At 69.4% G+C, this 13,106-nt stretch carries 12 protein-coding genes; 8 read left to right on the top strand and 4 right to left on the bottom strand.

All coding sequences use genetic code 11. The features are described from left to right. The first annotated feature begins 87 nt into the window (after window positions 1-87). The 4 genes from ACFQ91_RS12530 (at window position 88) to ACFQ91_RS12515 (ending at window position 4,870) form a co-directional block, all read left to right on the top strand. Complete coding sequence (locus tag ACFQ91_RS12530) at window positions 88-975, top strand: ABC transporter ATP-binding protein (RefSeq protein ID WP_198500004.1); 888 nt, start codon at window positions 88-90, stop codon at window positions 973-975. Beyond that, window positions 972-2,105, top strand: coding sequence for an ABC transporter permease (locus ACFQ91_RS12525; protein ID WP_198500005.1), 1,134 nt, complete (start codon window positions 972-974; stop codon window positions 2,103-2,105). Before ACFQ91_RS12530 ends, ACFQ91_RS12525 begins: the two co-directional genes overlap by 4 nt. 197 nt (window positions 2,106-2,302) lie before the next feature. Beyond that, window positions 2,303-4,084 (top strand): alkaline phosphatase, encoded by a 1,782-nt coding sequence (gene phoA, locus ACFQ91_RS12520; RefSeq protein WP_198500006.1) that lies wholly within the window; start codon window positions 2,303-2,305, stop codon window positions 4,082-4,084. 210 nt (window positions 4,085-4,294) lie between these two features. Further along, window positions 4,295-4,870: a GNAT family N-acetyltransferase gene (locus ACFQ91_RS12515; RefSeq protein WP_198500007.1), complete on the top strand. Its 576-nt coding sequence runs from the start codon at window positions 4,295-4,297 to the stop codon at window positions 4,868-4,870. 54 nt (window positions 4,871-4,924) lie between these two features. Here ACFQ91_RS12515 and ACFQ91_RS12510 read toward each other — a convergent pair whose 3' ends face one another. The 3 genes from ACFQ91_RS12510 to ACFQ91_RS12500 form a co-directional block, all read right to left on the bottom strand. After that, window positions 4,925-5,659: an ABC transporter permease gene (locus tag ACFQ91_RS12510; RefSeq protein ID WP_198500008.1), complete on the bottom strand. Its 735-nt coding sequence runs from the start codon at window positions 5,657-5,659 to the stop codon at window positions 4,925-4,927. Next, entirely contained in the window at window positions 5,656-6,417 is a 762-nt protein-coding gene (locus ACFQ91_RS12505; RefSeq protein WP_198500009.1) for an ABC transporter ATP-binding protein, read from the bottom strand. The genes ACFQ91_RS12510 and ACFQ91_RS12505 overlap by 4 nt, the downstream gene beginning before the upstream one ends. Before the next feature lie 123 nt (window positions 6,418-6,540). Next, a complete protein-coding gene (locus tag ACFQ91_RS12500; RefSeq protein WP_198500010.1) occupies window positions 6,541-7,203 on the bottom strand; it encodes a TetR family transcriptional regulator in 663 nt (220 codons plus the stop codon). 193 nt (window positions 7,204-7,396) lie between these two features. On the opposite strand from ACFQ91_RS12500, the gene ACFQ91_RS12495 reads away from it, so the two are divergent. The 4 genes from ACFQ91_RS12495 (at window position 7,397) to ACFQ91_RS12480 (ending at window position 11,982) form a co-directional block, all read left to right on the top strand. Then, complete coding sequence (locus ACFQ91_RS12495) at window positions 7,397-8,665, top strand: pyridoxal phosphate-dependent aminotransferase (RefSeq protein WP_198500011.1); 1,269 nt, start codon at window positions 7,397-7,399, stop codon at window positions 8,663-8,665. A 10-nt stretch (window positions 8,666-8,675) separates the two neighbouring features. Next, window positions 8,676-9,431 carry a GH25 family lysozyme gene (locus ACFQ91_RS12490; RefSeq protein ID WP_198500012.1) on the top strand — a complete coding sequence of 252 codons (756 nt, stop codon included), beginning with the start codon at window positions 8,676-8,678 and terminating at the stop codon, window positions 9,429-9,431. An 842-nt stretch (window positions 9,432-10,273) separates the two neighbouring features. Next, window positions 10,274-11,173, top strand: coding sequence for a sulfite exporter TauE/SafE family protein (locus ACFQ91_RS12485; protein ID WP_198500013.1), 900 nt, complete (start codon window positions 10,274-10,276; stop codon window positions 11,171-11,173). 350 nt (window positions 11,174-11,523) lie between these two features. Further along, window positions 11,524-11,982 (top strand): Rrf2 family transcriptional regulator, encoded by a 459-nt coding sequence (locus tag ACFQ91_RS12480; RefSeq protein WP_137826875.1) that lies wholly within the window; start codon window positions 11,524-11,526, stop codon window positions 11,980-11,982. A 73-nt stretch (window positions 11,983-12,055) separates the two neighbouring features. On the opposite strand, the gene ACFQ91_RS12475 is transcribed toward ACFQ91_RS12480, so the two are convergent. Then, window positions 12,056-13,057: a LysR family transcriptional regulator gene (locus tag ACFQ91_RS12475; protein WP_198500014.1), complete on the bottom strand. Its 1,002-nt coding sequence runs from the start codon at window positions 13,055-13,057 to the stop codon at window positions 12,056-12,058. Between the last annotated feature and the right edge of the window lie 49 nt (window positions 13,058-13,106).

Raw genomic sequence — 13,106 nt, 5'->3', positions numbered from 1 at the left:
CAGGGCGACTGTTCCCCCGGCAGCAGGAGGCGGATCTCGCCCGTTCGGCTGAGCCGCGGGCACCGTGTCCCCGCATAGCGTGGAGACATGATCACGCTAGAGAACATCGCACGCAGCTTCGGCGACAAGCAGGTCCTCCACGACCTCTCGTTCACCATCGGCGACGGTCGGATGACCGGTTTCGTCGGTGCGAACGGCTCGGGCAAGACGACGACGATGCGGATCCTCCTCGGCGTCCTCGCCGCCGATGCCGGTCGCATCACCGTCGACGGCCGGCCGATCACCGCCGCCGACCGCAGCACCATCGGGTACATGCCCGAGGAGCGCGGGCTCTACCCGAAGATGCCGATCATCGATCAGCTCGTCTACCTCGCCCGCTTCCACGGCCTCAGCCGGCATTCGGCGAAGCGCCGCGGCCTCGAACTCCTCGAGCGGCTCGACCTGGGCGGCAAGCCGACGGACACGCTCGAATCCGTCAGCCTCGGCAACCAGCAGAAGGTGCAGATCGCCGCAGCCCTCATCCACCGCCCCCGCGCGCTCGTCCTCGACGAGCCGTTCTCCGGTCTCGATCCGATCGCCGTCGAACGCACCCTCGACGTGCTCACCGACTTCGCCGACACCGGCGCCCCCGTCCTCTTCTCGAGTCATCAGCTCGACCTCGTCGAACGCCTCGTCGACGATCTCGTCATCATCAACCAGGGCCGCCTCGTCGCGACCGGCACCGCCGACGAGCTGCGCCGTCAGCGCAGCCGTCCGGAGTGGATCCTCGAGGCCGATGCGGATCTCGCATGGGTCCGGGACCTTCCCGACATCGCCGTCGCCGAGTTCGACGGCACGTGGGTGCGGTTCTCCGCCCCTGACGGGGATGCCGCCGAGGCGGTCCTCCGGCAGGCGATGGCCCTGTCGTCCGTGCGCGCGTTCGCCCCCCATTCCGTTCCCCTCAACCGTCTCTTCCAGGAGGTCACGCAGGCATGAGCGCACACCAGCCCATTCCCGGAACTCATCTCTCGACACCGGTGACGACGACCCGGGCGAGCTTCGCCACGGCGATCGGCCTCGTCATCGAACGCGAGATCATGGTCCGGCTGAGGTCGAAGGCCTTCGTCGTCTCCACTCTGCTCGGCGTCATCCTCTTCGGCACGGTCGTCGCCGTCTCCGGGTCGCTGCCCTCGCTGTTCGCCTCGACGGACAAGGTGGCGGTCACCTCGGCGGATTCCGTGGCCGGCATCGACGGCATCGAACCGGTCGTCGTCGGCAGCACCGAGGAGGCCGAGGAGCTCGTGCGCAGCGAAGAGGTCTCCGCGGCCGTCGTCGACTCCGCCGACTCGCCGACCGGGACGACGATCATCGCCCTGCGGGCGGCGCCCGAGTCGCTGAGCGGTGCGCTCAGCCTCACCCCGACCGTCGACATCCTCGACCCGAATGCCCCGGATCCGGCGCTCACGCGCTTCATCGGGCTCGGCCTCGGGCTGATCTTCCTCTCCTCGGCGATGACGTTCGGGATGACGATCGCCTCATCGGTCGTCGAGGAGAAGCAGTCGCGGATCGTCGAGATCCTGCTCGCCTCCACCTCGGCGCGGGCGATCATGTTCGGCAAGGTCATCGCGTGCTCGGTGCTCGCGTTCGCGCAGGTCGCGCTCACCGCGGTCGCGGTGCTCGTCGGCGCCGCGATCAGCGGCAACGACCTCGTCCTCGGTCGTCTCGCCGACCCGATCGCGTGGTTCATCCCCCTCTTCGTCGTCGGCTTCGTCATGATCGCCGCGCTCTACGCGGCCGCCGCGTCGATGGTCTCGCGGTCGGAGGACCTCGGGTCGACGAGCACGCCGATCATGATGCTCATCCTCCTGCCCTACATGGGCGTCGTCCTCTTCTCCGACAACGAGGCGATCATGGCGGTGCTCAGCTACATTCCGTTCTCCGCGGCCGTCGCGGTCCCGATGCGGGTGTTCATGGGCACGACCGCCTGGTGGGAGCCGCTCGTGTCCCTGGCGATTCTCTCCCTGACGACGGTGCTCGCCCTGCTGCTGGCCACCCGGATCTTCGAGCAGTCGATCCTGAAGTCGGGACCGAAGGTGTCGTGGAAGCAGGCGCTCGGCCGGGCGTGAGCGGATCGGGCCGAGTGACGGACTGGACCCCACATGGGTCCGGCCGGTCATGACCGTGCGACCGGTCGTCCGCATGGTGGTCATGTGACAGGGCAATTCACGCGCCCTTCATCCCGGATCAATCCAGTCTGCGAGTTCCCTGAGTAGGTTGGAATGGCAGATCCGCGCAATCGCGCACCACGATCCGAAAGGACACCATGGCCAGGAGAACTCTGCGTCTCGCAGCAGCAACCGGCGCGCTCAGCCTCGCACTCTTCGGCGTCGCCGCCCCCGCCTCGGCGGCCGGCATCGACGAACCCGGCGGTGCCCGCCAGCTCGACGGCGACATGACCGACTCGATCCGGAAATCGATCGAGGACGCCGGGGCGAAGAACGTGATCCTCCTCATCGGAGACGGCATGGGCGATTCGGAGATCACCGTCGCCCGCAACTATGCCGAGGGCGCGAACGGCCGCTTCTCCGGCATCGACGAACTGCCGCTGACCGGCAGCTACACGACGTACGCGGTCGACCAGGAGACCGGCAAGCCCAACTACGTCACCGACTCCGCGGCGAGCGCCACCGGCTGGGCCTCGGGCGTGAAGACGTACAACGGCGCGCTCGGCATCGACCGCAACGGCACCCCGGAGAAGACCCTCGTCGAGATCGCCCGGGCGAACGGCCTGAAGACCGGAAACGTCTCGACCTCTGAGATCCAGGATGCGACTCCGGCCGCGCAGGCCTCCCACATCTCCGCCCGCGGCTGCTACGGCCCCGAGGAGACGAGCCAGGACTGCTCCGAGGCCGCCCTCGAGAACGGCGGGCTCGGGTCGATCAGCGAGCAGATCCTCGACACGCGCGCCGATGTCACCCTCGGCGGCGGCTCGGCCTCCTTCGAGCAGACCGCGAAGGCCGGCGACTGGGAGGGCAAGACCCTGCGTCAGCAGGCCGAGGAGCGAGGCTACCAGCTCGTCGACGACGCATCCTCACTCGATTCGGTGACCGAGGCGAACCAGGACGCCCCCGTCCTCGGCCTCTTCTCCGAGGGCAACTTCCCCGTCCGCTGGGAAGGCCCGCTGGCCACCCGCACCGGCGGCAGCGAACCGGCCGCGCAGTGCACCGACAACCCCGAGCGCACCTCCGCCGTGCCCAGCCTCGAGGCGCTGACGACGAAGGCCGTCGACCTCCTCGACAACGACAAGGGCTTCTTCCTCCAGGTCGAGGGCGCGAGCATCGACAAGCAGAACCACGCGGCGAACCCGTGCGGTCAGATCGGTGAGACCGTCGACCTCAACGAGGCCGTCACCGCGGCCCTCGACTTCGCGAAGCAGGACGGTGAGACGCTCGTCATCACGACCGCCGACCACGCTCACACGAGCCAGATCGTCGAGACGGGATCGACGACGCCGGGCCTGAGCCGCACGCTGGAGACGAAGGACGGCAGCCCGATGACCGTCGCGTACGGCACCGCCGAAGAGGGCAACTCGCAGAGCCACACCGGCTCGCAGGTGCGCATCGCCGCCTTCGGCCCCGGTGCCGCGAACGTCGTCGGACTCACCGACCAGACGGACACGCACTTCACGATCCTCGACGGGCTCGGCCTCGACCCCGACGCCGAGGTGCCCGGCGACCCGGGTGACGACCCCGCCGGTTCCGATGACTCGAGCGGCACCTCCGAGGGATCCGCGGACGCCGGTGGGGACGAGTCGAACGGCTCGGCCGATGCCGGCGGTGCGGACGCCGGTGGCGATGAGTCGAACGGGAACTCCGATGAGAACGGCGCCGGTGGCGCCGGTGGTGGCAACAGCGGCTCGGGCGGCGGTGAGGGCAACGGCTCCTCCGGCGGCGACCAGGGCCCCGGACTCGCCGGCAAGGGCGGAGGCACCCTCCCGCGCACCGGTGTCGAGATCGGTGCGGCGATCTTCTTCGGCGTCGCGGCGATCATCGGCGGCACCGCCCTCGTCCGCTACGCCCAGCGCCGCAAGCTCATCAACATCTGAGCAGCGGGCCGCGCTGACGCGAGCAGCACTGGCGCCGAGTCCGGCCTGAGCTGATTCGGCTCACGCCTCTGCAGGCGGCACGGTCATCGGCCAGCGGCACGGGTTCCCCACCGTGCTGAGGGTCGACGACCGTGCCGTTCGCGTTCCCGCCCCGCGGCGCCCCCAGTGCGCACCTTGACCCGGGGGTGGCGGCGTGGTTCGGTAGACGACATGACCGACCCTGCGCTCACCGTCCGCACCGCACGGCTGCGCCTGCGCACCTACCGGCCCTCCGACGCCGAGGCGCTGCTGCCGATCTACGCGCGCGAGGACGTCTCGCGGTTCCTTCTCTGCGACCCCTGGACCGCCGAGGTGGCGCGGACCGAGATCGGCAAGCGGATCCCCCGCACGGGGCTGGGCGGGGAGGCGAAGGCACTCGCCCTCGTCATCGAGACCGACGACGATCATGAGGATTTCGCGGGCTCGACCGTCATCGGCGACATCGCGATCTGGCTCGACTCCGCGGACGAGACGAAGGCGGAGATCGGCTGGGTGCTCAACCCTGCCGCCGGCGGCCACGGCTTCGCCTCCGAGGCGGCGCTCGCCGTGCTCAACCATGCCTTCGACGACGCGCAGCTGCGCCGGGTCGTTGCGCAGATGGATGCCCGGAACACCGCCTCGGCGAAGCTGGCCGAGCGCATCGGCATGACACGCGAAGCCCACCTGCGCAGCGACTGGTGGTCGAAGGGCGAATGGACGGACACTCTCGTCTTCGGGATGCTCGCCTCCGACCGCAAACGGGCCTGAGCGCGCAGCTGCGGAGTCAGCGCCTGCTGAGCACACCGCTGCGGAGTTGTGCGCTTACGGGGTCCGGCGGCGCAGCGTGAGCGAGCCGACGATGATCGCACCGACGATCCAGCAGCCGATGAAGAGGATCCGCAGCCACACCCAGTCGGCGTCCTCGGAACCCGTGGCGACGGCGGTGAGCGCGTCGATCGCGTGCGACAGCGGCAGCCAGTCGCCGATCGTCTCGAGCACCTCGGGCAGCCGATCCCGGGCGAGGAAGATCCCGCCGAGGAGGATCTGCGGGAAGACGAGCACGGGCATGAACTGGACGACCTGGAACTCGGTGCGCGCGAAGGCACTGGCCAGCAGGCCGAGCGCGGTGCCGAGGAGGGCATCGGCGATCGCGACGACGAAGAGCAGGACCATCGACCCCTCGATCTCGAGTCCGCACACCCAGATCGCGTAGGTTCCGGCGATCGCCGTCTGCACGATCGCGAGCAGTCCGAACGCGAGTGTGTAGCCGAGGATGAAGTCGCCTTTGCCGAGCGGCATCGACAGCAGCCGTTCCAGCGTCCCGCTGCGACGCTCGCGCAGGGTGGAGATGCTCGTGACGAGGAACATGACGATGAACGGGAAGAGCGCGAGCATCGCCGGGCCGATGTCGGCGAAGACCTCGGTCTCGTCGAAGATCCACGCGACGAGGCCGATGAGGAGGCTCGGCACGACGAGGAGGAGCGCGATCGTGCGCGGGTCGTGGCCGATCTGGAGGAGGACGCGACCGGCGGTGGCGAGCGTGCGCCGGGCAGTCATCGCGTGCCTCCGTCCGGACCTGCGCCGAGGAGGCGGTGGCCTCCCGTGCGATCGCGTTCGATGATCGTGAGGAAGGCGTCCTCGGCGGTCTCCGCTCCCGTCGCGTCGAGGAGCTCGGGTGGGGTGGTGTCGGCGATGATGCGGCCGTCGCGCATGAGGAGGAGCCGATCGCACCGGGTCGCCTCGTCCATGACGTGGCTCGAGACGAGGATCGTCGCCCCGTCGTCGACGAGCCGGCGGAAGATGTCCCAGAGGTCGGCGCGGAGGACGGGGTCGAGGCCGACGGTCGGTTCGTCGAGGATGAGGAGGTCGGGGGTGCCGAGCATCGCCGCGGCGAGGGAGACGCGGTTGGCCTGCCCGCCCGAGAGCGTGCGCGCCAGCTGACGCGTCTGCCCGGTCAGGCCCGTGCGCTCGATGACGCGGGCGGCATCCGCGGCCGGAGCGCCGACGATCCGCGCGAAGTAGCGGAGGTTCTGCTCGACGGTGAGGTCGTCGTAGATGCTCGCCTGCTGGGTCATGTAGCCCACCCGGTGGCGCAGCGCCCGCGTCCCGGCGGGCCGACCGAGCACGGTGACGGTGCCGCCGCGGGTGATCTGCATGCCGACGATCGCGCGCATGAGCGTCGTCTTGCCGCTGCCGCTGGGCCCGAGCAGTCCGACGATCGCGCCGCTCGGCACGTCGAGATCGAGCCGGTCGAGGACCGTGGTGCGTCCGCGCCGGACCGTGAGGCCGCGGGTCTCGATGACATTATTCATCATACGATGAATTAGACGCCTCTTCGACGGAGGCGTCAAGGGGAATCTCTCCGGAATCGACGGGATCGGGCGAGCGCGAGATGCCTTCCGCGACGGCGCCCTGCTTGCCGGACGGCCGGGGGAGGGTCAGTCGCGGGGACGGTCGTCGCCCGGGTCCGGGTCGCTGACCTGCGTGTTCCCGTCGATGTGCCGCTGCACGGACAGCGAGGTCCGGGCGATGACCTCCGGCAGCGGCGCCGAGGCGAGCGGTTCGAGGGCGACGACGTGGCGGATGATGAGCACGCCGGCCATCTGACTGAGCACGAGCGAGGACCGCAGCTCCGCCTCGGCGGATTCGATGCCCTCCGCGGTGAGCTTGCCGGTGATCGCCGACCCGAGCTCCCGGACCATGAACTGCCGCAGCAGGCTGCCGGCCGCGGACCCGCCGATGACGGATTTGAGCAGGGTGATGCCGATCGGCCTGATCCTCGGGTCCTCCCAGGCGGTGAGCACCGTGCTGGCGATCGATTCGCCGAGGCGGTCGAGCGGGGCGTCGAGCGCGCGCCGGACGATCCGGTCGAGGCGCACGGGCAGTCGCACCGCCTCGGCGAAGAGGGCCGCCTTCGACTCGAAGTAGTGGTGGACGAGCGCCGGATCGACTCCGGCACGGCGGGCGATGCCGCGCATCGACGTCGCATCGTACCCGCGGTCGGAGAACTCGTCGGCCGCGGCCTTCGCGATCGCCTGGCGAGCGTCGCCGCGCGAGGACTTCGGCGGACGGCCGCGGCGGCGCGGTGCAGGATCGGACACGATACTCAGCTTAGTCGCCTGCCGGGAGCCGGGACGCGGGGTCGGCTCAGACAGCGCGAGCGGCTGCCCAAAGGTCTGCACTTCGGTCCGTCGGCGCGGACAAAGGTGTTCGAAACGCGCCTCTGTCTGGTCGGGAGCACTCAGGTCCGGGCCCTAGCGTGGAAGTGGCAGAAGTCGCTGGAGAAAGGCACACATGTTCAGGCAGTCGTCGAAGCTGGCCAATGTCCTCTATGACATTCGGGGTCCTGTCCTCGAAGAGGCAGAGGCGATGGAGGCCGCGGGACACACGATCCTCAAGCTCAACATCGGCAACCCTGCACCGTTCGGCTTCGAAGCGCCTGAGACGATCGTCCAGGACATCGTCGGCCACCTGCCCGTCGCGCAGGGGTACTCGGAGTCGCGGGGCATCCTCTCCGGGCGGCGAGCCGTCGTCCAGCACTACGAGTCGAAGGGGATCACGAACCTCGGCACGCGGGAGGTCTTCCTCGGCAACGGGGTGAGCGAGCTCATCACGCTCTCTCTGCAGGCCCTGTGCAATCCCGGCGACGAGATCCTCGTGCCCAGTCCCGACTACCCGCTGTGGACCGCCTCGGTGGCGCTGTCCGGCGGCACCCCGAAGCACTACCTGTGCGACGACGAGAACGGCTGGCTGCCCGACCTCGAGGATCTCGAGTCGAAGATCACCGAGCGCACCCGCGGCATCGTCGTCATCAACCCGAACAACCCCACCGGTGCGGTCTACCCGCGGGAGACGCTGGCCGCGATCGCCGACATCGCCCGCCGTCACCACCTCATCGTCTTCGCCGACGAGATCTACGAGAAGATCACCTACAACGGCGTCGAGATGGTCAACATGGCGACCCTGACCGGCGACGATGTGCTGTGCCTGACCTACTCGGGGCTGTCGAAGGCCTACCGGATCGCCGGCTACCGGGCGGGGTGGCTCGCGATCACCGGACCGCTGTCCGAGGCGAAGAGCTACATCGAGGGCATCACCCTGCTCGCGAACATGCGGATGTGCGCGAACGTGCCCGCCCAGCACGCGATTCAGGCGGCACTCGGCGGCAAGCAGTCGATCGAGGATCTCGTCCTGCCGACCGGCCGCCTCGGCGAGCAGATGACCGTCGCCCATGAGGGCCTCAACTCGATCGACGGTGTCAGCGCCGAACGCGCCGACGGGGCGCTCTATCTCTTCGCGAAGCTCGACACCGAGAGGTTCGGGATCACCGACGACGAGCAATTCGCTCTCGACCTGCTGCGCGAGCAGAAGATCCTCGTCTCGCACGGCACCGCTTTCAACTGGTCGCGGCCCGATCACTTCCGTCTCGTCACGCTGCCGTCGGTCGACGTCCTCACCGAGTCGATCGACCGCCTCGGCGAATTCCTCTCCGGGTACCGGCAGCACGCGCCGACGACGTGCGAGCTGCCGATCGTCCGCGAGGTGGAGGGGGCCGCCGGGTAGATTTGGTCGTGTGACCGCACCCCGCCGAGACCGCGCCCCGCGCTGGCGCCGACCGCTTCCTCTCACGGCGATCGCCGTCGTCGTCGCTGTCCTCGCGGTGGCCGTCTGGTGGTTCGCGTGGGTGCCGAACACCCGGCCCGCGCTCGAGCCCGGGGAGGTCCACGCGATCGACGTCTCCAACCACCAGGGCGTCATCGACTGGAGGGCAGTCGCCTCCGACGACATCGCCGCGGCGATGATCAAGGCCACGGAGGGCAACGACTACGTCGACCCCCGATTCACAGCGAACTGGACGGATTCCGCGACCGCCGGCGTGCGCCGCGGCGCCTATCACTTCTTCACCCTCTGCTCCCCCGGTGCCGAGCAGGCCGAGAACTTCCTCGCCGCCGCCCCACCCGAACCCGAGGCGCTGGCGCCGGCGATCGACCTCGAACTCATCGGCGCCTGTGAGGAGCGGCCCCCGCAGCACGAGGTCGACGCCGAACTCGAGGACTTTCGGCGGATCGTCGAGGACGCGTGGGGCCGGGAGCTCCTCGTCTATGCGCGCGGCTCCTTCACCTCCGACTACTCGATCGGGACGCTGGCCGACCGCCCGCAGTGGGTGACGAACTTCTTCGTCCGGCCCGGCGGCGAGTGGACGATGTGGCAGGTCCACTACTTCGCGAACGTCGCGGGCATCGACGGGCAGGTCGACCTCGACGTCCTCCGAGTGACCGAGCAGGCCCACGCCCCGCAGTCCTCGCAGGCCTCGCAGGCCTCGGGCTGAGGGATCCGCGCGGGCCTCGGGCTGAGGGATCCGCGCGGGCCTCCGCTGCGCGGGTCGATTCTCCGGCTGAGGGGCTCGATCCTCCGGCTGCGCGGGTCGATTCTCCGGCTGAGGGGCTTGATCCTCCAGTTGCGCGGGTGGGACAGCGTGCTGAGCGGGGAGAATCCTGTCGCAGCACGGCGCTGCACCCCCAACCACCCCAACCACCGACGCAGTGGCACGGCACATACACGGTGAACCGACAGTTACGCCCCGACCCGACGCCTCCAGTGCCCGCGTCGTCGTTCTCCGGACGCAGAGTGTCGATGATCGAGTCCGAAATCGACACTCTGCGTCCGGAAGTCTCTGCGCCTTGGGTGGCACCGGGACTGGCACCGACTTCAGGTCGCACGCGGCGCGGAGAGTCGTCTGCGTCGCATCGCCGAGTCGCGGGGCGCGTCGATAGTTGAGCAATGTGCGCCGCGTTCATGGCGACTGCGCGCCGGATTCATGGTGATCTGGACGCGAATTTCACCATGGACCTGGCGCAGAACACGGGGATCGCCATGGATGCGGCGCAGAACCGGCGCCTTGCCGTCACCCGCCCCACACCGCGCCGCGAGCACGCGCGGTGCGCAGCGCTGTTAGCCTCGCGGTGCGCACTGCAGCTCGCCCCGCGGTGCGCACCGCAGTTCGCCCCGTCACACGCATCTGCGACTCACTCACCCGCTTCGTCTGCCGCCTCACCCCGTCACAGAAGTTCATAGTGTAGTAATTCACTCAACTTAATGAGTATTGTGTGGGAGGCACGTGAAACTGCTCAACAATCTCACTCAGCTTCGCACAACGGAAAGGCGGCCACCATGAGGCAGCTCATCGTCTTAGGCATCGTCGGGCTCATCGCCCAGCTCATCGACGGATCCCTCGGCATGGCGTACGGCGTGACGTCGACGACCCTGCTGCTGGCCACCGGCATCGCCCCGGCGACCGCCTCGGCGGCCGTGCACTTCTCCGAGATCGGCACCTCGCTCGTCTCCGGCATCTCCCACCACAAGTTCGGCAACGTCGACTGGCGCACCGTCCTCATCCTCGCCGTCCCCGGCTTCGTCGGCGCCTTCGCCGGCGCGACGTTCCTCGCCGGACTCAACGGCGACGCCGCCACCCCGTGGATCTCCGGTCTGCTGCTCGCTCTCGGCGTCTACGTCATCTGGCGCTTCCTCGCCCTCGGCGGCGCCCGCCCGACGTTCAAGGGCCGCCCCGGCAAGGGTCTGCTCGTTCCCATCGGGCTCGTCGGCGGCGCACTCGACGCGATCGGCGGCGGAGGCTGGGGCCCGGTCGGCACGACGACTCTCCTGTCCTCGGGACGCCTCGAGCCCCGCAAGGTCGTCGGCTCGATCGACACGAGCGAATTCGTCGTCGCCGTCGGCGGGTCGCTCGGCTTCCTCTTCGCCCTCGGCTCCCAGGGCATCGAGTGGTCGATCGCGGGCGCTCTGCTCGTCGGCGGCATCATCGCCGCACCCTTCGCGGCGTGGCTCGTGAAGATCCTCCCGGCCAAGGTCCTCGCGATCGCCGCAGGCGGCATCATCATCCTCACGAATGCTCGGACGATCTCCCTGGCCCTCGGTGCGTCGACCCCCGTGGTCTCGACGATCCTCGCTGCGCTCGCACTCGGGTGGATCTCCCTGCTCATCCACGTCGTCCGGCTCGAGCGCAGGACCCGACGCGCAGAGGCCGCTGCCGAACCCGTCGGCGCCGAGGCCTGAGACCACACCCGCCGACCCCACCCCGAGGTCGGCCGGGCGCGGATCAGCCGGGCGCGGATCAGTCAGGCTCAGTTCAGCCAGGCTCAGTTCAGCCAGGCACGGGCCAACCAGCCTCGGACTAGCCAGGCACGGGCCAACCAGCCTCGGACTAGCCAGGCACGGGCCAGCCAGGCACGGGCCAGCCAGCCACGGGTCACGGACAGCCTCGCGGGTCAGCACGACCCGCGAGGCTGCAGTGTCCGCGCCAACCTGAAACAGCCCGACACCAGCGCACTGCGCCCGTCATTCTCCACACCCTCAGACGGCACGACGGGGTGCTACCGAACCGCGGTGCGCGGTAGCATATCGGGATGCGGGTCACGACGAAATCCGACTACGCCCTGCGCGCGCTCATCGAGATCGCGGGCGCTGTTGACGGCGATCCCATCAGCGCCGACGAGCTCGGACGCCGGCAGGACATACCCAAAGGCTTCCTCCAGTCGATCCTCGCCGACCTGCGTCGCGCGGGGATCCTCGTCTCCGTCCGCGGGAAGTCCGGAGGGTGGCGGTTCTCCCGCCCAGCCGCCGAGGTGACCGCCGCCGATGTCATCCGCGCCGTCGACGGCCCTCTCGTCTCCATCTACGGCCAGCGGCCCGAGGCCGTCGAATACGACGACGCCGCCGAATGCCTCCAACAGGTGTGGGTCGCCGCCCGCTTCGCCCTGCGCGATGTCCTCGAGAAGGTGACGATGGCCGACCTCGCGGTCAAGACCCTGCCCCCGGAGATCACGGACAGAGTCGCGATCGAAGACGCCTGGCAGCCGCACTGAGATCCACCTCGCCGAGGCGGTCCGACCGGGCAGCGCTGGAGACCGCAGGCTGCACTCCACACAGCCTGCCTGCCTACCGCCAGACCGCGGTGACGGTGCGGACGTCGGCGACCACCTCGGCGACGGCAGCCGAATGGGCGGCGACGATCGGATCGTGCCGCGCGGACTTCTGCCGCGGGCCGAGCTGCGGTGCCCGGGAGACGAGGAGGACGTCCCGGCGGGCGGCCGACAGGGGCATCGGCACGACCTCGATCTCGGGGTCGGTGGGCAGTGACGACTCGGGGATCATCGCGATCGCCAGGCCCGCGGCGATCATCCTGTTGATCGCCGCGTAGTCGTCCATCCGCATCCCCACCCGGGGTTCGAAGCCCGCGGCCAGGCAGAACGCTCGGATCACCTCGTCGATGGCGTCACCGGGGTCGATGCTGAACGCCCACGACTGCGTGACGAGCGCCGCGAAGTCGGGCAGCCCGTGCGGATCGATCGGCACCGGTCCCACGGCCTTGGGCACGCAGAGGAAGAGCTGCTCGGAGTAGAGCTTCTTCGCCGTGAGGCTCGGCGGGATCCACACCTTGTCGACGTCGGTGGAGACGAGGAGCGCGAGGTCGAGGTCGCCGGCCTCGAGCCGGGAGACGAGCTTCGCATGCTCGTCCATCGTGACGTCGAGCGCAGCCCCGAGCACCGTGGCCGACGCATCATCGGCGACCAGCCACCGCGGCCGCTTCTGCAGCTCGTGGTGAAGCAGCGGGATGACACGCGCGCCGACCGTGGGCACGGCCCCGATCTTCACCGGCACCGCCTGCGAATCCCGCCACAGCGCCACCTCGTCGACGAGGCGGTCGGCGAGACCGAGGATCTCCACCGCCCGAGTGACGACGAGGCTGCCGACGGTCGTCGGATGCGAACCGCGGGGGGTGCGCTCGATGAGGGTCGCCCCGAGCGTGCGTTCGAGATTCGCGAGGTGATGGTTGACGGTCGGCTGGCTCCAGTCGAGCCGCGTCGCCGCTGCCGCGACCGATCCGGCATCGGCGACGGCGCGGAGCGCGACGAGCCCGCGAGTGTCCAGAACTTCCATAGCTCTCCCTCGATGAGTTCAATACTGTCTATAGAGTAGGCGAGGAAAC

Source organism: Brevibacterium sp. NPDC056726, from assembly GCF_042790515.1.
Lineage (GTDB): Bacteria > Actinomycetota > Actinomycetes > Actinomycetales > Brevibacteriaceae > Brevibacterium > Brevibacterium sanguinis.
The sequence above is the reverse complement of the archived record's forward strand: the minus strand, read 5'-3'. Positions and strand labels throughout refer to the sequence as shown.

What these genes read in the sequence shown, in the direction of transcription:
- ACFQ91_RS12530 (WP_198500004.1), top strand. Translation starts at nt 88, where the DNA reads ATGATCACGCTAGAGAACATCGCACGCAGCTTCGGCGACAAGCAGGTC.
- ACFQ91_RS12525 (WP_198500005.1), top strand. Translation starts at nt 972, where the DNA reads ATGAGCGCACACCAGCCCATTCCCGGAACTCATCTCTCGACACCGGTG.
- phoA (WP_198500006.1), top strand. Translation starts at nt 2,303, where the DNA reads ATGGCCAGGAGAACTCTGCGTCTCGCAGCAGCAACCGGCGCGCTCAGC.
- ACFQ91_RS12515 (WP_198500007.1), top strand. Translation starts at nt 4,295, where the DNA reads ATGACCGACCCTGCGCTCACCGTCCGCACCGCACGGCTGCGCCTGCGC.
- ACFQ91_RS12510 (WP_198500008.1), bottom strand. Translation starts at nt 5,659, where the DNA reads ATGACTGCCCGGCGCACGCTCGCCACCGCCGGTCGCGTCCTCCTCCAG.
- ACFQ91_RS12505 (WP_198500009.1), bottom strand. Translation starts at nt 6,417, where the DNA reads ATGATGAATAATGTCATCGAGACCCGCGGCCTCACGGTCCGGCGCGGA.
- ACFQ91_RS12495 (WP_198500011.1), top strand. Translation starts at nt 7,397, where the DNA reads ATGTTCAGGCAGTCGTCGAAGCTGGCCAATGTCCTCTATGACATTCGG.
- ACFQ91_RS12485 (WP_198500013.1), top strand. Translation starts at nt 10,274, where the DNA reads ATGAGGCAGCTCATCGTCTTAGGCATCGTCGGGCTCATCGCCCAGCTC.
- ACFQ91_RS12480 (WP_137826875.1), top strand. Translation starts at nt 11,524, where the DNA reads ATGCGGGTCACGACGAAATCCGACTACGCCCTGCGCGCGCTCATCGAG.
- ACFQ91_RS12475 (WP_198500014.1), bottom strand. Translation starts at nt 13,057, where the DNA reads ATGGAAGTTCTGGACACTCGCGGGCTCGTCGCGCTCCGCGCCGTCGCC.